The sequence below is a fragment of the Pseudalkalibacillus sp. Hm43 genome, from assembly GCF_054170705.1.
The window spans coordinates 3,533,562-3,556,352 of the sequence record NZ_CM135129.1 but is presented as its reverse complement, the minus strand read 5'-3'; the positions used below and the strand labels follow the sequence as shown (position 1 = coordinate 3,556,352).

At 38.4% G+C, this 22,791-nt stretch carries 22 protein-coding genes; 5 read left to right on the top strand and 17 right to left on the bottom strand.

Features of this window, described 5'->3' with window-relative positions:
• Positions 1-109 precede the first annotated feature (109 nt).
• Both ACXQIQ_RS18430 and ACXQIQ_RS18425 read left to right on the top strand, forming a co-directional pair.
• Entirely contained in the window at positions 110-979 is an 870-nt protein-coding gene (locus ACXQIQ_RS18430) for a hypothetical protein (RefSeq protein ID WP_439300928.1), read from the top strand.
• A 132-nt stretch (positions 980-1,111) separates the two neighbouring features.
• Positions 1,112-1,471: a hypothetical protein gene (locus ACXQIQ_RS18425; RefSeq protein WP_439300929.1), complete on the top strand. Its 360-nt coding sequence runs from the start codon at positions 1,112-1,114 to the stop codon at positions 1,469-1,471.
• A gap of 365 nt (positions 1,472-1,836) precedes the next feature.
• On the opposite strand, the gene ACXQIQ_RS18420 is transcribed toward ACXQIQ_RS18425, so the two are convergent.
• Positions 1,837-3,096: a hypothetical protein gene (locus tag ACXQIQ_RS18420; protein WP_439300930.1), complete on the bottom strand. Its 1,260-nt coding sequence runs from the start codon at positions 3,094-3,096 to the stop codon at positions 1,837-1,839.
• Between the two features lie 865 nt (positions 3,097-3,961).
• Here ACXQIQ_RS18420 and ACXQIQ_RS18415 point away from each other — a divergent pair.
• Complete coding sequence (locus tag ACXQIQ_RS18415; RefSeq protein ID WP_439300931.1) at positions 3,962-4,117, top strand: hypothetical protein; 156 nt, start codon at positions 3,962-3,964, stop codon at positions 4,115-4,117.
• Between the two features lie 221 nt (positions 4,118-4,338).
• Complete coding sequence (locus tag ACXQIQ_RS18410) at positions 4,339-5,511, top strand: tyrosine-type recombinase/integrase (protein WP_439300932.1); 1,173 nt, start codon at positions 4,339-4,341, stop codon at positions 5,509-5,511.
• Between the two features lie 157 nt (positions 5,512-5,668).
• On the opposite strand, the gene ACXQIQ_RS18405 is transcribed toward ACXQIQ_RS18410, so the two are convergent.
• The 14 genes from ACXQIQ_RS18405 to ACXQIQ_RS18340 all read right to left on the bottom strand — a co-directional run bounded on the left by ACXQIQ_RS18405 (position 5,669) and on the right by ACXQIQ_RS18340 (position 18,639).
• On the bottom strand, positions 5,669-6,109 hold the full coding sequence (locus ACXQIQ_RS18405) for a hypothetical protein (protein WP_439300933.1): 441 nt from the start codon (positions 6,107-6,109) through the stop codon (positions 5,669-5,671).
• Positions 6,110-6,146: 37 nt separating this feature from the next.
• Complete coding sequence (locus tag ACXQIQ_RS18400) at positions 6,147-6,788, bottom strand: hypothetical protein (RefSeq protein WP_439300934.1); 642 nt, start codon at positions 6,786-6,788, stop codon at positions 6,147-6,149.
• Between the two features lie 186 nt (positions 6,789-6,974).
• Positions 6,975-7,373, bottom strand: coding sequence for a hypothetical protein (locus tag ACXQIQ_RS18395; protein ID WP_439300935.1), 399 nt, complete (start codon positions 7,371-7,373; stop codon positions 6,975-6,977).
• 165 nt (positions 7,374-7,538) lie between these two features.
• Positions 7,539-8,540 carry a type I glyceraldehyde-3-phosphate dehydrogenase gene (gap, locus tag ACXQIQ_RS18390; RefSeq protein ID WP_439300936.1) on the bottom strand — a complete coding sequence of 334 codons (1,002 nt, stop codon included), beginning with the start codon at positions 8,538-8,540 and terminating at the stop codon, positions 7,539-7,541.
• A gap of 656 nt (positions 8,541-9,196) precedes the next feature.
• A complete protein-coding gene (locus ACXQIQ_RS18385; RefSeq protein ID WP_439300937.1) occupies positions 9,197-10,291 on the bottom strand; it encodes a DNA cytosine methyltransferase in 1,095 nt (364 codons plus the stop codon).
• Positions 10,292-10,945: a DNA-methyltransferase gene (locus ACXQIQ_RS18380; RefSeq protein ID WP_458025670.1), complete on the bottom strand. Its 654-nt coding sequence runs from the start codon at positions 10,943-10,945 to the stop codon at positions 10,292-10,294. It lies immediately after the preceding gene.
• Positions 10,946-11,077: 132 nt separating this feature from the next.
• The gene (locus ACXQIQ_RS18375) at positions 11,078-12,313 is read right to left on the bottom strand and encodes an McrC family protein (protein ID WP_439300938.1); all 1,236 of its coding nucleotides are present in this window, start codon (positions 12,311-12,313) and stop codon (positions 11,078-11,080) included.
• Between the two features lie 16 nt (positions 12,314-12,329).
• On the bottom strand, positions 12,330-13,661 hold the full coding sequence (locus ACXQIQ_RS18370; protein WP_439300939.1) for an McrB family protein: 1,332 nt from the start codon (positions 13,659-13,661) through the stop codon (positions 12,330-12,332).
• Positions 13,662-13,674: 13 nt separating this feature from the next.
• Entirely contained in the window at positions 13,675-14,451 is a 777-nt protein-coding gene (locus ACXQIQ_RS18365; protein ID WP_439300940.1) for an LAGLIDADG family homing endonuclease, read from the bottom strand.
• 138 nt (positions 14,452-14,589) lie between these two features.
• Positions 14,590-14,790, bottom strand: a complete 201-nt coding sequence (locus ACXQIQ_RS18360) for a helix-turn-helix domain-containing protein (protein WP_439300941.1) — start codon at positions 14,788-14,790, stop codon at positions 14,590-14,592.
• A 97-nt stretch (positions 14,791-14,887) separates the two neighbouring features.
• Positions 14,888-15,355: an acyl-CoA thioesterase gene (locus tag ACXQIQ_RS18355; protein WP_439300942.1), complete on the bottom strand. Its 468-nt coding sequence runs from the start codon at positions 15,353-15,355 to the stop codon at positions 14,888-14,890.
• A gap of 86 nt (positions 15,356-15,441) precedes the next feature.
• Positions 15,442-16,206, bottom strand: a complete 765-nt coding sequence (gene sdhB, locus ACXQIQ_RS18350; protein ID WP_439300943.1) for a succinate dehydrogenase iron-sulfur subunit — start codon at positions 16,204-16,206, stop codon at positions 15,442-15,444.
• 5 nt (positions 16,207-16,211) lie between these two features.
• Positions 16,212-17,972: a succinate dehydrogenase flavoprotein subunit gene (gene sdhA / locus ACXQIQ_RS18345; protein ID WP_439300944.1), complete on the bottom strand. Its 1,761-nt coding sequence runs from the start codon at positions 17,970-17,972 to the stop codon at positions 16,212-16,214.
• A gap of 13 nt (positions 17,973-17,985) precedes the next feature.
• Positions 17,986-18,639, bottom strand: a complete 654-nt coding sequence (locus tag ACXQIQ_RS18340) for a succinate dehydrogenase cytochrome b558 subunit (protein ID WP_439300945.1) — start codon at positions 18,637-18,639, stop codon at positions 17,986-17,988.
• Positions 18,640-18,963: 324 nt separating this feature from the next.
• Here ACXQIQ_RS18340 and ACXQIQ_RS18335 point away from each other — a divergent pair, with 324 nt between their 5' ends.
• On the top strand, positions 18,964-19,440 hold the full coding sequence (locus ACXQIQ_RS18335) for a YslB family protein (RefSeq protein ID WP_439300946.1): 477 nt from the start codon (positions 18,964-18,966) through the stop codon (positions 19,438-19,440).
• A 77-nt stretch (positions 19,441-19,517) separates the two neighbouring features.
• On the opposite strand, the gene uvrC is transcribed toward ACXQIQ_RS18335, so the two are convergent.
• Entirely contained in the window at positions 19,518-21,314 is a 1,797-nt protein-coding gene (gene uvrC, locus ACXQIQ_RS18330) for an excinuclease ABC subunit UvrC (protein ID WP_439300947.1), read from the bottom strand.
• Positions 21,311-22,780: a nucleoporin-interacting protein gene (locus ACXQIQ_RS18325; RefSeq protein ID WP_439300948.1), complete on the bottom strand. Its 1,470-nt coding sequence runs from the start codon at positions 22,778-22,780 to the stop codon at positions 21,311-21,313. The genes uvrC and ACXQIQ_RS18325 overlap by 4 nt, the downstream gene beginning before the upstream one ends.
• Positions 22,781-22,791 lie beyond the last annotated feature (11 nt).

Genomic DNA, 22,791 nt, shown 5'->3' with positions numbered 1-22,791 from the left:
CATATTTTGTATAACCTCTTGATAAATACTTATGTTCGCATTAATTAGCATGATTTACCTTATTAAATATTAGACGATGACGCATAATAATTACCGAGAGGTGAAAGACGTGACACTTAGACAGGTAATTAGAGAAAAAAACGGAATACTTAACGCAAATTCAATTGACAATTGTGATGTCATTCAGTTCTTTGTTGAAGAACATGTATTACGTTATAAGATTGAATTGGTGGATATCTACTCATACGAGTTTTCACGTCAATACTCAATAAAACCTATCAGGAAATACATTAAGCATAAATATGGCATCTACGTGTTATTCAACGAGAGTGAGAAAACTGCGTATGTAGGAAAAGGAAATCTGCTAGATCGATTAAATACTCATATTAATAAGAAAGAATTTTGGGACAAAGCGATTGTATTTGTTTCCACATCCGAAAATGTTTTTTGTGATAACCAACTTTTCGTATTAGAATATTGGTTAATTAACGGAATTGAAACTGGTGGTGCTTGGAAACTTAATAATATTAACAACGGTTGCATCAAAAATCTTAGTGAAGAACAATTGAGAACTCTTTATAGAGCTTGTGATGTCATAATTACCTACCTGAAATATATGAAGGTCAATCTTTTCTATCGTCATGAAGTGGATGACTTATATTACATTAATGGCAAGCATTTTTATGCTCAAGGTTATCAAAGAATAGATGGAAAATTCGTTGTTTTAAAAGGATCCACTGCTGCATTTGAGGAAGTTCCAAGCTTCAAAGACCGAAAGAAACCATGGAGAGTTAGACGAAAACTAATTCATGATAAAATTTTAGAAAAAAAAGGATCTGTTTTTATTTTTAAAGAGGACTTCCCTTTCGATAACGCATCAGATGCAGCGAGTGTAATCACTGCAAACGCAAAATCAGGGTCTAGATGGAAGCAAAAAACAACATCAATCAGTTATCGGTATGAAAGAATTTCAAGATAAAAATCATTATGGGTTATCTATCATTGAGCATTTCTAACCTGCATATATTGCAGGTTTTTTATTTTGGTCCAGTTGAATTCAAAGAGACTTATACCGATATAACTAATGACTAAATTATGGAGGTAATTAGATATGAATATAAGAGATGTAGGTTGGGATGTTATTATTAAAGATATTTTTAATAAAGTGTTAGGTAATAAATCGATGCTACCAATTGAGTTTATTAATGTACTTAAGAGAGAGTATGATAAAAATGCAGGCATATCAGATGAGAAATATAATGAATTAAAAACTTTCTCATTTATTGTTTCTCAAAATATTTTACCTTCTGAGGATTTAGGATTAAAGTTTTCGAAAAATGAAAAACAATTAATTGACGATAACTTACATAAAGTTGTATTAGATGATTCACATTTATATGCTGTTCTTCTAGAGGCATACGAAAATGCTTATAGATTACGTTGTATGCCCTCACCCTCTCCTTATTTCTAACTTTTAACATGTACCTTAAACAATATCTTAAATGACACCCCATAAATAAGTGGGGTGTCATTTAAGTTTTTCTACAATAACTGTCACAGTTTTTTTGACAAACTGTGAATACAAATAAGCAATTTTGCCCTGCATGGGATACAGGTGTTTTTTTGTGGACTGGGTATATCCAGGCGGCTATTGATTTAAGCTTGTTTGCGGGGAGGGTTTGGGGGGTTCGGACAGTCATTGTGGAGGATTTTTGGGAGAATAACAGAAATGGTGCTTTTCAATTTAGATAGTTAAATCCCCGTCCCAAAATGGGACGGGGGTGAGGACATAACATTTTGGTGCTTGTGACGAGCTCTCAGTTGCAGCGAAAGAGGTTATGTACGGGGATTACCTTGTTTAATACGTCTCTCGATCGCTCTTTGGCGTTTCATTTCATCCAGAAAGATCAAGATATCCTGTTGAATCTTTCTTTCGCTTCTTTCATCAGCATGCTGATCGTATTTTTCAATGGATCGGATGAACTCACCGAGAGAAGGATAGAAAGAATTGTTCATGATTTTGAGGTATCCGTTAAAGTAAGCCAGGCGTTCGTTGTATTCTTTTTTCAACTTTGAGTGCAAGTAATCCCTGGCTATCTCTTTCCCTTCGGTGAACGATTCTTTTCGGGGTTGAAGGAGCATTCGCATCAGATCGACAGCTTCCTGAACTGGTCCTTGCTTCTCGTTAAGGAGCTCATCATTCAGAGTCTCTGCATGGGTGATCGCTTTCTCAACAGCCGCCTTTGTTTTTTGGATGTGATGATAGATGAACTCGTTTTCCTTTTTGGTGATAAGGCGAAGAAGCATCAGGGCGTCGGTATAAGCTTCTGCCGAATCAAGAAACGCCTGCCATTTCTTCAACCGATCAATGGCATCGGAAACCTTCATCGTCCCATACGCTTCAACCACTACTTTCGGATTGAAACTATAAACCACACCTTCCGATCGTTCGGTCCGAGGATAAAATTCGCGATACTCCTTTCGGAAACGGAACATGATTTTACCTGCAATTCTTTTCATCTCTTCTGCCTCATCAATCCGAGCTTCGAAGGCGGCTTTTAGCTGCTTCTGTTCAACACTCTTCGGATTCTCAAGAGCGACTCGGACATATTTCCCCTCATCCTCCAGGTAAAGAAAGTGATAAAGATCCTGGCGGATTTTTTCATTCGGGTTGAATCGTTCATCAAAGTAACGGAAGTCGTTCGCTTTTCGAGCTTTCTTCCCGTACTGATGGAGGATGGATACGACGCCGAGGGGTTTCCGATCAACGGTGATTTTCGAAAATTTATAACCCTGTTCAGGTGTATGGCGGCCGAAGATGATTTCTTCGTCCCAGGACGGGAATTCGACTGCCGTAATCATCCGATCGGTATGGATGGGATCAGGGTGGCCGACACCTGTTTTCGGTTGGACCCACTCGCTTTCTAAGTTCAAAAATTCATGAATGTCTGAAATAAAAATGTAGCCATCAGGATCCGCGTTTTCCTTGTCATTCGGGCGATAACTCTTACCTGCTGGCAGTTCGATGATCTCCAAATCGGGGATCTTTTTTGTTCGTTCGAAATACGTTTTTAATTCACGCATCAAATCATCCAAAATCATCACCTCCACGTTTCAAATATCCTACTATAAAACCCCGTAATTTCACGCATTTAACCCATTTTTCTTTTATAATTAGAAAGATTATAAACACCGTTGGACACCCCAGTTCAACACGCTCTGAGCCATCCCAGGCATCAGACAATCTGCGGTTCACCTGTAAACGTGCTTGGCTTCAGCTAAAACACTATAAAAACAGGGAAACTGCAAACGATCAGATTCCCAAAAACGCCAAACAACGTTACAGGAACCGTAGAGAAAAACTCATTTGAAAATAGCGAAAAGCTAACGGCATCCCAGCTGTTAGAAGTGGCGGTGACTATCCCAAGATCATCGACCGCGAGATAGAGTGAATGTTGGAGAACGAAATAGAGGACCAAAAAATGATGAAAGGAGAGGGATGAGACATGACCTGGCATTGACCAAAAAGACAAAGAAAAATAACCTTCCGCCAATGAAGGTTACAGATTGATATGACATTCCCGCGTTCACCATTTAACGAGTCACGCTAGCGTGCTGGTTGATCGTGAATCAGGAAGAACAACTTCTCTTGAGAAGGTGTTACGTCATGCATTTTAAAAAACCGTGTCGCTTTCAATTGTATTCCGTATTGCCATCGTTTATGAGAACCATTTATGCCGTTGCTAAGTCCATATGGATATGCACCAGTTTCGGCTTCCGAGAGGAAAATAACTGGCAGCTTGCTTGAAGAAATTCATGCGGGGCATTAAGGTACTAGGGGCCTTGATGTGCGTAGCGTTGCTGCGTCTGTAACTTGGCGAACGCAGATGAAATAGATATGGAAACATATCGAGGACATCCGTAAGATACGGTCGCCGAGTCAACGATGGGATATGGAGCAATGGAAGCCACTCAGGGCTTTCCTGGATTTGCAAGGTTCGAGGAAGTTGTGGCGGGTGAATTCCGCCACAACGACGAGGAGCTTCAAAACCTGGAAGTGCCCTGGGTGCGAAGAGCAGTTTCCCTCGTTTTGAAATTTGAAAACGCGAGTTGGTGAGGCGTTTAACCGCCGAGACAATCGTGTTAAAAATTTCAAAACAGTTAGAGGGAAACTGCTAAAAGACTACGGCTTTTCAGCAGGTCCTCGTGAAGAAGACTTTGAGGAGAAAAAACGTCCAATCCCTAGTGCTTACTGAATGTCGGCGATGCGGAGCGAGACGATACAGTCAGTTAGCAGATCGCGAAAAATTTTCCCTTTTTGAACTGGAGGTGAGGCGTATGGGAAAGAAAAAGAAGATGCGAAGCAAAATGACGAACCTGGAAATTGCAAAAGACAATGTGGCGGCCGCATTCCGAGAGGCGAGAAAATCTCGGTTAACGGTGAAGAAAGAAAACTGGCGAAGTGAGACCTACGATACATACGAGAAAACGATGATCACCATGGTAACGGAACTCGAGAAAATAATCGGGAAAACGGCGAAGAAATTGCTGCCGAAATACATGGATCAAAGAACGTGGGACCGTTATTTCGAGAAGATGGCAGAGAGGCACGACCAGGGAACGATCACAGCTGCATCCATTCAAAAAAGGGTTCATGCCCTGGAAGCCTTCCGAACGTTCGTGGGTAACACCAATGTGTGCGGGAAAGATACAGAGATCAATATCGGGGACAAGGAAGATCGGCTGGATTACTTGAAAAACCGCGGCGTGGTTCGGACGAAAGAAGAGATTACCGCAATGAAGCCGACCAAAAAGGATACAAAAAACGTTCACGACAACATCAATACAAAAACCGAAAACGGGAAGATCGCACGCGTGATCAATGAACTGCAAACCGAATGTGGGGCCCGTATCAAATCCGTCTTCAAACTGGAAGTAAGGGACATTGATTTCGAAAACCGTACGATCACGTTCCGAAACGATAAAAACAACTTCACAAGAACCGTCCCGATGACAGAAGAAGCGAGAAAGATCCTGGAAGAACGATGCAGGGGCAAAAAAGACGGAGCTCTCGTATTTGTGATGCAGAGTGAGGACGGAAAAGATATGGGAATTAAAGATGCAGTGAAAACGGTCCAGCGTTACACGAATGATGCAGCGAAAAAGGCGGGGGTAAACCGAGAAAAGAGACGGTTCACGACCCACTCGAACCGAAAGCACTACGCACAAAACCTATACGACACAACCCGTAACTTGAGTAAGAACCAAATCGAGAAGATGATCGGGAATTACATCAAAATGCAAGGAACGAACCGCGAACAGCTCACAGAAAAACTGAAGAATGAACTGGATCGGATCAATCGGTACCGCATCATCAAAAAGGTGAAAAAACGGGATTTCTCGAAGGAACAGTTGAGAAGATTATTCGTATCTCTGCACCTCGGCCACAGCCGTATCGACATTGTGAAGCACTACGTGAACGTGGACATGCGGGAGAATAGAAAGCTGTAACCAAAACAGGAACAATTATTGTGAAAGCAATTTTTTGCGTGGCTTTCAATCAGATTGGCTAAAATTCGATTGAACAGAGCGAAGCGAACGAGTCCAAAGATTGCTTGAACAACGAGAGTGACGCGGTAACAAAAAAACTGGGGATTAGCCCAGTTTTTTAATTTCCTCTGTACTTCCTTCTAAATTCAATATAAATGGGGTTGAATATTCTTGTACACATAGCTTCAACTGCATCTCGATCGAATTCATTTTGTACCTCTATCCATTTAACTTCTAATTCGTATCGGTACAATTTAAAAAAATCGTATTGAGGGTATTTTTTCTGCCGACCTTCTTGTGGCAACCAAGCAGCATCGTAATGACCAGCTAATCGACATCCTATATCATTCGCCTCACCAACATATAAGCACTTATCATTGTAAGAGTACATATAGACCCCTGATTCCCTGCTAAATTCATTTAGGATTCTTTCTCTTTCTGGGGGCTTTCGTTCTCCCTTTAGCTTCTGTATTTGATGTTGAACATTCCCAGACTTCCAATTACTCAAAGGCAAATAACCCAGATTTATTAAGAAACTTTCATAGTTTTTTATTATCAAAGATTGTATTCACCTCTATTTTGTTGTAATGATTATGCTAATTAAATCTTAACTGCATTAGATGAATCTGGGTAAACCAAACCACGAAATCTTCCACAGTCTTAGTCTGTATAACCTCTACGCCATCCACCTTAGGTATCTTGTACTGGTAATCAGTGAGGATCCAGACAATCGGAAACTCACTTAAGACTCCTTTTTTATAGAACGACTCATAACGTTTTAGCTTGCCGAGTATCGTCTTTAGCTGATATTGCGTATTTTGATACTCTAAGAAAACATCACGGTTTTTTAAGTGTAATAATGCATCTGGTTGAGGAAATGATACTTCGTTAAACCTAGGTTCTACCTGTATTTTATCGATGGACAAATTCAAAATATCGCTAAACTCCGATAGTTCCAGAAATGTTCGTAATATTCCTAAATAGTGAGCTTGTTTTCTTGATCCAAACTTAAGCTTACGAGGTTTTGGATGATACAAATAACATTCATAAGGACCTCTGGGTTCGTACTCCACAAGTCCTCTATCTCGAAGACGTAACATCACACGATTGCATGACACTTTTGAACGAATACCTGAAAAGAATAATAGTTCGATAGCATTACGGTCCATAATTCGAAATGTCTCTAAAGCAATTAATATTTGTTTATCCCTATTAGTTAATACAATTTTTTTATTCATACGTTTCTCCTTTCATTTATTCCCTCAACAACAAGTTCCACAATTGTAGATATTTAGCCATAAAACATGCTGTTTTTTGTATCCACATATGCTGTAGTAGGCGTACATGTCACAGGCTATATCTAATGGAAATATACTGTAGAATACACAAATTGGAATAAAAGAAGAACCGTATTAATATAAAATTTAAAAACATTGAAACTTTTCAACTTTATTTTGTTCAAATTGCGTATTAAATGCTGCTATAGCATTTTCATTTTTGAGAATTTTACCACCTATAAGTTTTAAACCCCAGTAGTCTCCAAAAAAATCACTTAAAAAACCCAGTTCAAATGGAACACAGTATTCTAAGTTAGTTAGTTTAAAACATTGTTTATATTTATTTGGATCTTTCCAAGGCTTACTGGAAGTAATGGAAGATAACTTTGCTCGGGCACCGCATACACTTTGTCCATTAACTTTTACAGTAAGAAATATAATATCTCCATCTTGTCCCACTCGTTTTGTAAAACCAACAATCTTTTCATTGATACACAATTCATAGTTCTCTAAGGATGTACCACAATGAACTATTCTATAGTTCATAATTCCACCTCTCATAAGTAATTTCTAGTGATTTGAATGGGGACTATAATTATAAAATGGGCGTAAATACTATTGTGTGAATTATTCGAAAATTAGTTTCTGGTTATATCATATCATTTATCCAAAGTTCGGTGTAATTATCTCGTATGAAAAAACAACGGTCGTTTAACCGTTGTTTTGGTTTGATATATAATTTATTAGATCGACAATACGACATGAATACCCCCATTCATTATCATACCAACCTAATAATTTTAGTTTTTTTCCGCAAATAAGCATTGTCGATAGACCGTCAACAATTACCGAATTGGAATTTCCAATATAATCACAAGATACTAACGGAAGTTCATTGAAACCAATGACTCCGTTATTCTTTTTTGATTCGTTTTGAAACACTTTATTTACTTCTTCTTTTGTAGTTTCAATTTTTAAATCAACAACCACATCTAGTAAAGATACATTTGGGGTGGGAACACGTACTGACACACCGTCTAATTTTCCAGATAAAGTGGGTATGATTTTTCCAATTGCACTTGCTGCACCAGTGGTAGTTGGAATCATATTTAATCCTGCTGCCCTTGATCTCCTTAAATCATTGTGTGGATTATCTAGGATTTTTTGGTCATTGGTATATGAATGAACAGTAGTGACTAAACCGCTGTTAATACCGTAACTTGATTCTAGAACATTTAATAAAGGAGCAAGGGCATTTGTGGTACAAGAAGCATTTGAAACAATAGCATCATTTTCATATGTCCTTTCATTTACTCCCATAACAATCATCTTCATATCGTCTTTGGAGGGGGCGGTTACGACTACTTTCTTTGCTCCGCCAGAGTTTATATGAGCACCTGCCGACTCTATTGTACGAAAAACTCCAGTTGCTTCTACAACCAGTTCTACCCCATATTTATTCCAAGGGATATTTTTAGGATCTCGTTCATTTAAGACTTTAATTGTGACTCCGTTAATCACTATTTCATCATCTTTTGTTTCGATTTCAACATCTAATTTTCCATGAACAGTGTCATATTTAATTAGGTGTGCCAAAGTTAAAGGAGAATAACTTGAATTTATAGCAATAATTACTTTTGATTGATCCTTAAGTATTCTTCTAAATACCATTCTTCCGATACGGCCAAAACCATTAATGCCGACATTTAACATCGTTTGTAACCTCCTAATATATGATAAGCGGCTACATCTACCTAATGAATACAAGTTTAATGACATTTAATGACTAGGTAATTATGACTTTAATTAATGTATTATATGTCTGTAATAGCATGTCTGGTTTATTTATATTTTGTATTTATTGCTTCGGGTGGAGAGAAGCTCAGAGCTCTCCCACCCTTATAAAAAGAGTGAAAAATGAACGCTTCGGTATGGAGCCGAAGTCGTCGCACGTTAGGGTATTCATATATAGACGCTTTCCAGGTGTAGCTTTACAAGCGGGATCACCACGATCACTTTCCTATTCCACCTCAAGCTTAGCTTGACTACGACGGGTCACTAGTAACGATACTAGTGTATCTGGATATTTGCATGTCCCTTTAACGGACGATTTTTCGATGGTTAGTCGAAGCCGAGGGAGACGAGAACTCTAGCCAATTTGTAATGTCCTTCTTTACCCTAAGATATAAGGGTAGCGGTATATACCTCTGTATAAAATTATTCTTCAACAAATTAATATAAAAAAAAAACAGAAGTTCCTTTTTGGAAATTCTGTTTTTTCATATTCCAGAGTTAGAATCATGATTATTAATTATCTGTTTTTAAATTGGAACTAATTATGAAATTAAATTAAGAAAAACATGTACTCTCTACAGAGTACATGTTTCTATTTTTCTCATATCAATCACTTTATTATTAGTCAACATATCCTGTTTGATGGATTCAGCAATCCTATTTGCTAATAATGGAGGAACCGCATTTCCTACCTGCTTCATTTGAGATGTTTTAGTTCCATAAAAGATAAAGTCATCTGGGAATGATTGTATTCTCGCAGCCTCTCTTACTGTAATTGCACGATTCAAATATGGATGTGTAAACCGTCCAGAGGAAGGAGTATCAAATCGAGTTGTAATTGTAACTGATGGATCAGACTTAATGATTCTTGACCAGGTTCCGCTATATATAGATTTTGTCAGATGTTCTACAGGTAATGATTCCCTACCTCTTTCAGGAGGGACTAACTTCATTCGTTCAATAGCAATATCAGAGTGATTTGTGGCTACATGGTTATATAGTTTCCGAGAATTTTTTCTTAACATTACTTGGTAATTTGTTTTTGGAGGATTTAAGTATTCTTGCTCAATCATCCCTTCACCTGAATTTAAATAAGCCAAATCAGAAATGGCTTCCCAGGATGATACCTTTTCAAAAAAACCTAACGGCAAGGAAATGCTTCCATCAATTTTTCCTATTATAAATGCTCTCCTTCTCATTTGAGGTACTCCATAATCGTAAGCATTTAATATTCCAGAATCCAAGTTATATCCAATTTTTTCAAATACATTATAAATATCAGTCTTAAAAGAACCTTTGTTTGCAGTTAATAAATTCGGAACATTTTCCATTAGAAAATATCTAGGTTTTAAATACTCTACAACTCTGTAAAAATATTCAAATAAATAATTTCTTTCATCATCTAAAACTTTTCTTGCACCTTTCTGGGAAAAACCCTGGCAAGGTGGCCCGCCAATAATTACATCAATTTTCCCTTTATACTCGGAAAAAACAGATGGAATATCAAGCTTTGTAATATCAATATTAAGCATCTTTGTTTTAGGGTGGTTCTCTTTATAAGCCTTAGAAATTTCCTTATCAATTTCATTAGCAATTACCACATTAAATCCAGCTTGCCTAAACCCAAGAGAAAGACCTCCTACCCCCGAAAATAAATCAATTATGTTCACTTACGTCAACTCCCGAGAAAATAATGATGTTAACTGGTAACCTTTTTCTACATCATCTAAACGTAACTTAGCCACATCATAATAATTTTGATCTATTTCTATGCCGATAAAATTACGGTTATTTCTCTTCGAAACTACACCTGCAGTTCCACTACCCATAAAAGGATCAAGAACCACATCATTTTCATTTGTTAGTACTTGAATAAAATGCTCAAATAATTTTTCTGGCTTTTGAGTTGGATGACCGCCGTATTTTTTTTCACCTGCAGGTGCAACGGAAGTTTCAATAAAGTCATGTAATGCCTTTCCATTATTGTTGTAAGTACCTGTCCTTCCTTTTGAAACAAAATACAACCAACCCTCAGTTGAATTGATAAAATGTAAGTTCATGTTTCGTGGCATAGGATTTTTTTTGTGCCAAACACCTGTAGTTTTATAATAAAATTTGTGTTCGGTAGCAAGTTTAACCATAGTTTCAACCCTGAGAAGAGACATAAACATAATCATTGAGCCTTTTTTCTTAAGTACACGTTGAGCCTGCTCAAAAAACATGTGCATACTCTTTGTCCATTCTTCAAACTCCATATCGTCCCAGCCTGCATCTCCAAAAAAGTTATCACGCATTTTTTTTAAATTAGTTTGTCTATCTCTCATGAAATTCCCAAGATTATATGGAGGATCAGTTAGAATTAAATCGACACTCTCATCCTCAAGACCTTTTAAGATATCAAGGCAGTTGTTGTTATATATTTTGATATGTTGTTCGATCTAGACCACCTACTTAACTTATAATAAAAAACTGATTAATAAATTTAAAAAAGCTGGATTATCTCCAGACAATGATAAGTCAACCGTCCTAATTTTTATTACCGTTTTATTTTGAGGATTTCTAACTTCATAGTTATCTATTATCTTATCATTTTTTGTCGATTTAGGATACAATAATATCCCCTCTTCAACCTTCGGGATACAATCTAGATATGTATTCATTTGGTACATGTCTTTTCCATCAAATCCCTTATTGTTCTTCCACTTTGTGTCTAAAACAAATGTTTTATTATTGTATGTAATAATTAGATCTGGTTTTAATTGCACTTTTTTTGATAATGAAGACTCTTGAACAAGCATATAATTTTTTTTGTTTTGATATATCACTTTACTATTTGGTAATGCTTTCTTAAACATTCTATAAATATACTTTTCGAACAACAAATTCATATCGAATAACATGAAATTTATCTTTACTTCTCCACTTTTTAAATCTAATGCTAAACCTTTTAAAAATAACCTACAATAATTAAGCGTTTCTTCAAACCTTTTGGTATTTCGACTAAGAATAATTTTATTAAGATCCGTTTCTTTTATATCGAGCAAGCTTACTTCATTAAAATCGACTAATAACCTTTTTATAAGTGATTTATTTTGATTAGATAATGTAATTTTTTTTGTAAACTCTAGAGTAAATCGAATAATTTGATTCAGGAGATTGTCTTCACTAAATTTAGAATACTTACAAACAAACTTGTGTTTTAAGTTTGCATTTTTTCTTAGGTTTTCTGGATAATCCACCTTCCCCTTTATTGTGTTTAAGTTTTGGGTATGTTTTTGATAGGTTTTATACATTCCATACCTAGATTGTTTTTCTAATTCAGTTAAAAAAAGAAATATAAGGACATCAAGAAAACCTTGTGTCCCATAACTAAGGTTTGAAATGATATTCTTCCTAACAGGTACATCATGTACGACTTGAAGCATGTGAACAAGAATTTCACGCAAACTTTCATCATTTTCGTTATTTGCGATTTTAGGTAGTATCTCAATAGTCCCATTTGGCATATTTATGATTCCTATCCATTGCATAGGAGATACCGTATTAAGTCCCCAGCTGAAAATCTTTTTATCTTGAATCAGTTCAAGCTCTCTTAAATATTTTGCATCTTCTCTAGTAATTTGTTTTAAATGCGGATCAAAACTGCTAGCAATTTTTATTTTTTGATGTTCAATTATTGATATTACTCCCATGATTACCCTCTATTCTTTAAGAATAAATCTTCCTTAATGAATCAACAGTAATTGAATCGGATACAAAATAGTCTTTCTTATTCTCAAGATTGAAATCTCCTTGATATTCAAATAAATCTTCTATATCAAGCATTGTATGTTTATATACAGCATTAGCTTTTAACTCTCCGTCTTCATCTAAGTCTGAAAAAATCAGTTGGATTTTTTCTAAATCATCAAAGAAATATTCTTCAAGTAACGGAATCACTTTATTTACAATGACATCGCTAATATCATTAAAACTTGAAATAGAAGTAAAATAAGCATGTCCTATTTCAAAATTTTCATCTAATAATACATGAATTCTTTTATTGATAACAGTCAACAATTCAATTAAATTGATTCCTCCAATATTAGTTGGATCTATTCCTTTTTCGCGTAAAGCAGTTTCTAAAACGTTGGTATCAGATTTCATAGGAATAAAATCAAACCTTCGACGTAAAGCCACATCAATAAGAGCGATACTTCTGTCAGCGGAATTCATAGTACCATAAATTGATACATTTTTTGGAACCCCAAATGGTTTCTTTGAGTACGGGAGCAGAACTTTTAATTCATTGGGCATTTCTTCCCTCTTGTCTAGCTCAATCAGACTGATTAATTCTCCAAATATTTCAGAGATATTGCCACGGTTAATCTCATCAATAAAAATTGCAAACTCTTGGGTAGAATTATCTCTTGCGTTATCACAAATTAACTTGAATATACCATTAGTAATTTGGTATTTTATTTCAGAGTTATATTGCAGTTCAGAGTCTTCATCTTCAATTTCGCTTAATTGTTCTTCCAAATCTTCTTGTAGTTCATCACTATCGTCACTTTGTATTACAGGTCTAATTCCTTCAACAAAATCTTCGTATGTAAATGATTGGTGAAAAGTAACAAAATAAAATCGTTCCTTTATATTTGTGTTTTCAAAGTATGTATCAAAAAATTCAGGATCATACTCCCATAACTTTACAAAATCAACATACCAACCTATATTATTTTCACGAAATATCTGAGGAGAATTACTCGAAAAATTTGAATTTAAATTAATGTTATGAGCATTTAAAACAGTTGAGGGGGCTCCAGAGAAACCAGTAATATTTAATGATTGTATTATTGTTGATATTTCATTACTATTCATTAGGTTACCATGTCGTATTAATATTAACGCAATTAATACCCAATCTTGAGAAGACCGAATATAAGCATTTCGGATTTCTTCATCGGATATCTCAAAATCAGTATATTTTGTTTTTAATTTCTGTAAAAAAAAAGTCTTCCCTGTACCTGGAGGACCATAGTAAATAATATTTTCTCCCATATCTTCTTACTCCTTAAATTTTTTGAAATAGCGTTTGTTGAGTATGTTTCGGTTCAATTATTTTAACTCCATACAGTGGCGTACCAACTTCCTTAATCGAAAATTTATCAAGGACTTTTACGGTAGCTTTTTTAAATCGAACATCCGATACATACCCAATATTAGACAAATAATTGATATGTTTGATACGAATCTGTTTCTTTCTCGGTGTCGAATCTGGTTTTTCTCTTTTTCGTGAATTTGAACCGTCATTAATATTAGGTTCAATTCCCAAATTAGTTAAACATCGGACAACAAGATCCTTAACAGAATCGTTATCAAAATCTACAGCAATAAAACTTGATCCATCATAAGATCCTCGACCATCAAATAATCCGATGATAAATGAACGTTGAACATCCTTGCTCGAACTTAGCAATTGCTCGGATATATCGTAAACCAAATCCTCTATCTTATAATCGGTGTTTAACACCTCGAATAAAGTTACAATCCCTTTTTTACCCATATTAAATTTACCAAGAGTGAAGCCTTGGTTCTTTAAAAAATCGGTCATTTGAGTCATATCATTTTTCTGAATGGTTTTCGCCATATTTTTGACCTTAATGTAATGAGATTCCAAATCTTGAATCTCGTATTGTTTTGGGTTATGTCTTATTGGAGCAAACCAATAAGTTACGCCATTAAATTCTTCGCGTTCGTCTGCCATCAATAATCCTAAGAAGTATGCTGCATCCTCGGTCAAGAACTTGGTCCCAAAATCAAAGCCTAAATCAATAACCTGATAATCCATGAAAAAATCCCCTTTAATGGTTGTTATATATTAATTATAACATTATTTTACATTCAAATGAATGGATATATCATTTTTATATTATGTGGAATTATTTATAAAAATATAAAAAGCATTGATAAATCAATGCTTTTCAATCTACCGTAATATATGTGTTTCAAAACACATTTCATTAGAAATGTGATTTCGAACCGTTTTTTCGCTAATGAAAAGTTGTTCTGCAATCTCCCTGGTTGTCTTGTCTTGAACAAGAAGTTCGAATACTTCTCTCTCCCTTTTTGTAAGTAGAGGCTTCGGTCGGTAGTGTTTATCTTTCAATGATTTCACCCCTCCTTGCATGGGCTAACGAGCTGCGGTCATGCAGAAAAGATATTTAGTCAACATATCATATGAAGGGATGAAAATGGTCGTGACTTGCCACCACCAAAAAATTATATTAGGCTTTGATGGATTTTTTCATATTCTCCATTCGCTCAATCATACTTTCTGTCCATTTGGCAGGTTTTCCTTGTGCTTTATCGATATGGACGATACGCCCTCTACCAACGAAAACTTGCTCTTTTTTCTCATTCTCAGCCATGTAATGTAAATCGATCGATGTCGTTCCGATGTTGGCAATCTTTACATAAATCTTCAGGGCTTCATCAAAAAACACTTGCCTGATATAGTCGCACTGCAAATCGGAAACGACTGGAATGGTAACACTTCCTGGCCTGCTCCACTCTTGCATGAATCCTAACGCCTTGAATAATTGGATTCTTGCATCCTCGAAATACACAAACGGAACTGTATTATTCAAATGATTAAACGGATCGACTTCAGAAAAACGGACTTTGACATCCGTATGGAAATGAAACTCCTCTACCCAATTTCCCCATTCTTCGATATATGCGATTCTTTTCATAACGGCCTCCTTCTATGTAAAAAAACAAGGACTGACCCATTTACGATGTTGAGTCAGTCCTTGTAGTTTCGTTGCTAATTTGAGAATTATTGTGCGTCTGAACCGAAGAAGCTTCGGAACGATTGTAAAGTTGTGTCACGGTTCAATGCCGCGATGGAAGTCGTCAATGGAATTCCCTTAGGACAAGACTGGACGCAGTTTTGTGAGTTACCACAAGATGCAAGTCCACCATCTCCCATGAGTGCTTCCAGACGTTCTGCCTTATTCATCTCTCCAGTTGGATGAGCATTGAAAAGACGTACCTGTGATAATGGAGCAGGTCCGATGAAGTCCGACTTGTCATTCACATTCGGGCAAGCTTCCAGACATACACCACAAGTCATACATTTAGATAATTCGTAAGCCCATTGACGCTTTGTTTCAGGCATACGCGGCCCTGGTCCTAGATCGTATGTTCCATCGATCGGAATCCAAGCTTTCACCTTTTTCAATGCGTCGAACATACGGCTACGATCTACCTGGAGGTCACGAACAACAGGGAAAGTCGCCATCGGTTCTAAGCGAATCGGTTGTTCCAATTGATCGACAAGCGCTGTACAAGATTGACGTGGCTTCCCGTTGATGACCATGGAACAAGCTCCGCAAACTTCTTCCAAACAACCCATTTCCCATGTAATTGGAGTTGTTTTTTCACCTTGACTATTAACAGGGTTTCGGCGGATTTCCATTAAAGCCGAAATGACGTTCATATTCGGGCGATAAGGGATTTCAAATTTTTCATCATAAGCTGCTGAATCAGGGTTATCCTGACGTTTCACAATAAATTGAATGATTTTTTTCTCTTCAGCCATGATTATTATTTCGCTCCCTTCTTCTTAGAGTAGTCACGTTTACGAGGTTCGATGAGCGATGTATCGACATCATCATACTCGAAGTCTGGACCATTCTTCTCTGCGTTGAAGATCGCTTTCGTTGTCTTCAACCATTCTTCGTCGTTACGATCCGGGAAGTCTGGCTTATAGTGTGCGCCTCGACTTTCATTACGGTTCAGTGCACCGAGTGTGACGACACGTGACAATTGCAGCATGTGCCACAGTTGACGTGTAAAGGATACACCCTGGTTACTCCACTTAGACGTGTCATTGATGTTGATATCTTTATATCGTTCCATCAATTCTACAATCTTGTCATCCGTTTCTTGCAACTTATCGTTGTGACGAACAACGGTTACATTCGCAGTCATCCATTCACCGAGTTCTTTATGAATCTGATACGCGTTTTCCGTACCATCCATCTTCATGATCTGTTCGAGGTGATCTTCTTCTTTCTTCACTTGACGCTCGTAAACTGTAGAAGAAATGTCTTCAGTCGTCTTTTCTAAGCCGTTGATATATTCTGCTGCCTTAGGTCCTGCAACCATTCCACCATAAATGGAAGATAGCAAGGAGTTCGCACCAAGACGGTTTGCACCGTGTTGTGAGTAATCACACTCTCCTGCAGCAAATAGACCAGGAATATTCGTCATTTGATCGTAGTCGACCCACATACCACCCATAGAATAGTGGACGGCAGGGAAGATCTTCATAGGTACTTTACGTGGATCATCACCCATGAATTTCTCATAGATTTCAATGATTCCACCGAGTTTGATATCCAGTTCTTTTGGATCTTTGTGGGATAGATCGAGGTATACCATGTTTTCACCATTGATACCAAGCTTCTGTCTCACACAAACATCAAAGATTTCACGTGTTGCGATGTCACGTGGAACGAGGTTACCGTATGCAGGGTACTTCTCTTCAAGGAAATACCATGGCTTACCATCTTTATAAGTCCAAACTCGTCCACCTTCACCACGTGCAGATTCACTCATAAGACGTAATTTGTCGTCGCCAGGAATGGCTGTCGGGTGAATCTGGATGAACTCACCATTCGCATAGTGGACACCTTGTTGATAAAGAGCAGAAGCAGCTGCTCCAGTATTGATGACAGAGTTGGTTGATTTACCGAAGATGACTCCAGGTCCACCAGTTGCCATGATGACCGCATCAGATTTGAAGCTTTGGATCTCAGAAGTCTTCAAGTTTTGAGCAACGATACCGCGACAAACATTGTCATCATCAAGCACTGCAGATTGGAAGTCCCAGCCTTCATACTTCGTGACAAGACCTTGTACTTCGTAACGACGAACTTGCTCGTCTAGTGCATATAGTAACTGCTGACCTGTTGTAGCCCCAGCAAATGCTGTTCTATGGTGTTGCGTACCTCCGAAACGACGGAAGTCCAACAGACCTTCTGGTGTACGGTTGAACATGACACCCATACGGTCTAGCAAGTGGATGATGCCTGGTGCAGCATCACACATCGCTTTTACTGGAGGTTGGTTCGCAAGGAAGTCTCCTCCGTAAACTGTATCATCGAAATGTTCCCAAGGAGAGTCCCCTTCCCCTTTCGTGTTAACAGCCCCGTTTATTCCACCCTGTGCACAAACGGAGTGAGAACGTTTAACTGGAACGAGTGAGAACAGATCAACGTGCATTCCTGCTTCAGCGGATTTGATGGCAGCCATTAATCCTGCCAGTCCTCCACCTACAATTATGATATTACCTTTGCTCATCGTGACTCACTCCTTATAAAATTGGTAGGTTTGTCGCTAGAGAAGCAAACCATTCTGGATAAACGAATGCGAAGATTGAACGCATTCCGATAATAGATACCGCAAAGAAAATACCCACGGTTACATAAGTGAGGATCTTTTGCGAACGTGGAGATACAGCAAGTCCCCAGCTGACAAAGAATGACCATAATCCATTTGAGAAATGGAATACAGTTGATAAGACCCCAATCACATAGAATCCAATCATAATCGGGTTATCAAGGATTTCTTCCATCATATTGAAATTCACTTCTGCCCCGAAAGCAGCTGCGACACGGGTTTCCCAAACGTGCCAAGCGATGAAAATAAGCGTGATGATCCCTGTAACACGCTGAACCATGAACATCCAGTTACGGAAGTAACCGTAGCGGTTCACATTGTTACGAGCCTGGAAAGTTATGTACAGCCCGAAAACAGCATGAAAGATGATCGGTAGGAAGATGATGAAAATTTCCAGAAAATAACGGAATGGAAGTGTCTCCATAAAGTGTGCTGCAGCATTAAACTCTTCACGACCTCTTGTCGCAAAATGGTTAACGGTCAAGTGTTGAACTAAGTATAGACCAATTGGTATGACACCAAGTAATGAATGTAATCTTCGTAATGCAAAGTCCTTGTGTTGTGCCATGTCTACGCCCCCTTTTAGATAAATGTTGCCGCTGCAATTTCAAATAATTTCAAGATTCCGATCATGCGCTCAGGTAAAAATCGCCTATCAGAGACAAGCTCCGACAAGAATTGATAACATGTATATTGTACTCCCATCATATAGGAGCGTCAAGAAAACGAATACATTTGGATGTCAGAAAGTTCAAGACTATGAAAGCCTTTTCTTAGAATGGTGCATAGATTGTCGTTGAATAATATTATCGGAGTTTCAGAAAATCGCTTTGGACCATTCGACAGATTAAGCTATAATAGAATAATAATGAGGAAGGAAAGGAGAGGTTATATGAGAAAAGACAAGAATATCCTTCCACAACCGAGTGAAAAAGAAGCATACTTATTCGGGTATGAACTATTAAGGGATGTACTCTTACCTGAATTGTTCGGAAAAGATGATCATAGTCTACTATATTGGGCTGGTAGAACGTTAGCCCGTAAATATCCCCTATCCTCCAACGAGGAAATCATTCAGTTCTTCGCGAAAGCGAACTTTGGAGAACTGACTCTTCTATCTGCGAACACGAAAGAAATGACATTCGAGATGACTTCAGAACGTATCGGGGATTTGTTGAAACAACGTAAACATGACTCTTTTCAGTTGGAAGCAGGCTTCTTAGCAGAACAGATCCAGCAGCGGAAAGAGAAGATAACCGAGTCGACTGAAGAAGTGAAACGCGGCAAAGTCGATAAAATCATCTTCAATGTCCAATGGGATCGCAAAGATGAAGTGAAAGAAGACTCAGAAGACACCCCAGTTTCATAGTTTACATACAAAGAAAGGGCTGATTGGAAGCACAGAGTAGACTCTAGGTGCTCCAATCAGCCCTTTTCATTTGCCGTTTAATTCTCTTCCTGTTCTTGTTCTTGCTCAGTGAAGTAGGAAACGATGTTTTCTGCAACGGAGCTTGGGATCTTCGCATCCACCAAATCCTCAACAGAAGCTTGCTTGATTTTCTTGAACGAACCGAAATGCTTTAACAATGCTTTCCTTCTCTTTTCTCCAATGCCCGGAATCCGGTCAAGACTGGATTGGACCATCCCTTTCTCACGGATCTGCCTGTGGAATGTAATCGCAAAACGGTGAACTTCGTCCTGTATCCGTTGTAAAAGGTAGAATTCCTGACTGTTCCGTGCGAGAGGCACCACTGCCGGTGGATCGCCCATCATCAGTTGTGCCGTATTATGTTTGTCATCTTTCACGAGCCCACAAACCGGGATGGACAGCCCTAGTTCGTTCTCCAGTACATCGATGGCTGCACTGATTTGCCCTTTTCCTCCATCGATGATGATCAAGTCCGGCAGAGGAAGATCTTCTTTCAACACGCGCGAATAACGTCTGCGTGTCACTTCTCTCATCGACGCGTAATCATCCGGTCCTTCGACTGTTTTGATTTTATATTTACGATACTGTTTCTTATTCGGTCTCCCATCTGTGAAGACGACCATAGCTGATACAGGGTTCGTGCCCTGGATGTTCGAGTTATCAAAGGCTTCGATCCGGTTAGGCGTTGCAATTCCTAACTGTTCACCCAGATTTTCAATCGCATTGATTGTTCGTTCTTCGTCTTTTTTGATCAACTCGAACTTCTCACCTAAAGCAATTTGGGCATTCTTCGTCGCCAGATTGACAAGGTCTTTCTTTTTGCCGCGTTGAGGCTGGGTAACGTCGATTTCCAATAATTTCTCCAATAGGTCACTCTCCACATGCTTGGGTACGAGTATTTCTTTTGGCATGATGTGGTTCTTTTGCAGATAAAATTGCCCGACGAATGATAAAAACTCTTCTTCTGGATCCCCGTAAACCGGAAAGAGCGACACGTCTCGTTCAATCAATTTTCCTTGTCGCACGAAAAAGACTTGGACACACATCCAGCCCTTATCGATGTGGTAACCGAAAACGTCACGGTCTTTTTGATCGGTATGAACCATCTTCTGTTGTTCCATGACCGATTCGATGTGGCGAATCTGATCTCTCAGTTCCTTGGCACGTTCAAACTCCAAGTCTTCTGCAGCCTTCTCCATCTTGGCTTGAAGGTCTTTTTTCACGTCTTGATGCCCGCCATTCAAGAAACGGATGATCGCTTCGACCATTTCGCGATTCTGTTCGTCGGTCACTTCATACACACAAGGTGCAAGGCATTGGCCCATATGATAATACAGGCAAACGCGGTCTGGCATCGTTCTACACTTACGTAGCGGATATATACGGTCCAATAGTTTCTTCGTTTCGTTAGCTGCATAAGCATTCGGATATGGACCGAAGTATCGGCCAGTTCTCTTTTTCACATTTCGTGTCGTAATCAATCTCGGCTGTTTTTCATTCGTGATCTTGATATATGGATAACTTTTATCATCTTTCAGCATGACGTTGTATCTCGGATCATGTTTCTTGATGAGATTCATTTCAAGGACAAGCGCTTCAAGGTCCGATGAAGTGACGATGTATTCAAAATCCTCGATTTCGAGTACAAGTCGTTGTGTCTTGCCGTCGTGCGAACCGGTAAAATAAGACCGCACTCGGTTGCGTAAGTTCTTCGCTTTTCCAACGTAAATGATGTTGCCGTTACGGTCTTTCATCAAATAGCATCCCGGTTGGCTTGGAAGAACTGAAAGTTTTTGTTTCAATTGTTGTTTCATGATGTCCCCCCTTTAGGCTTTCTGATGGTAGGGTCCCACTCGTAGAGTTCAATTTCATTATAGATCGGATCGACCAGATGGTTGGATCTGAAGACTTTGACTTTTTTCACATAAGGAGTGTAGTCGATTCCTTGATATGCAAAGCCATTCAAGACCCGATCCGTAATGAGGATTCTATGGTTTTCCAATTGATTGATTTCCTCTTGGAACAAATGATAACGATACGTTTTTTTATAATAAAAAGGTGCATTCAAATAATCGAAGACCCGTTCTTCTTCCCATGTAAAAACAGCTAACTGGCCTTCCTGCTCACTTACATATTCCATAAGCTGATAAGAAGCCGGTTTTTCAGCTCTGATTTCTTCAATTTGGATGACTCCCTTTACCGATTGTAACATCAACAGGGGAACAAGTGTTAGTATGAGGGCTCCCCTTTTGCCTTTGTCTATGTTCGAACTTCCTGCTGATTGTATCAGAAGTAAGAATGTCAATGGTACGAGTGGTAGAATGTGCCGCGGTTTTTCTATGTTCTGCCCAATCCATGCCCATGCCAAATAGGCAATGAACAGAATGAGCATCCAACGGTCCATCTTTTCCCGACCGAAAAAGAGGATCATGCCAACAAAACCGAACAGCAATATAGCTGAAAGGATGGACTCACCCAAAAGCCCCGTCCATACATAATTGATAAAGATCAGTTGGATCAGACGCTCAACTATTGAAAGTTCACTGGTGACGACTGATCCGCCCCATTCCTGGAAATGTCCACTCGTAAAGGAGACAGATAACTCAAGAAATGATCCGATTCCTCCCGCACTCGTGATGAGTCCGCCAATCCATATGAATTGGAAAAGAATAAAGAGAAGGATTTCTGCCAGTGGAATCGCAGATTTACGTAATCCTTTCCATCTCCTCCACCATAATAAGAGCAAGCCAATGCCGAAGGGAAAATAAGATAGCCGGATGCCCATCAATACACTGAAAAGGAATGAAGCAAGAACAGCCTGTCCTAGACGTTCCTTCTTTTCCAAGGAAACATCCAATGCCCAGAAAAACCAGAGTAACACAGCTACTGCAGCTGCCTCACTCATCGGCTGAGTGGACATCACCCAAAGGTATGTGGATGATTGGATGACGATTGTGCCAAGTAGCGCAAGCCAATAATCCATACGCTTTTTCAAAATCAAATAAGTTGGAATGGCTGCCGACGTCCATAAAACCGCACTGACGATTGACAATGCTTTACCTGGTTCTTGTACAAAAGGTTCTACCATCATTCCCAAGAAGATGAAGTAAGGATATCCCGGAAAATGGGGCTGCATCATGAACAAGTCGAATCGTTCGAGTGCAAGGCTAAAGTCCACCATGTCCCAAGTAGAAGCATATGGGCTTGCAAAATATATACGGATTCCTAAAAAAGAGGTCATAATGAGTATGAATGCTGTTACAGAATATATTCGCTTCAAGATGATTCACC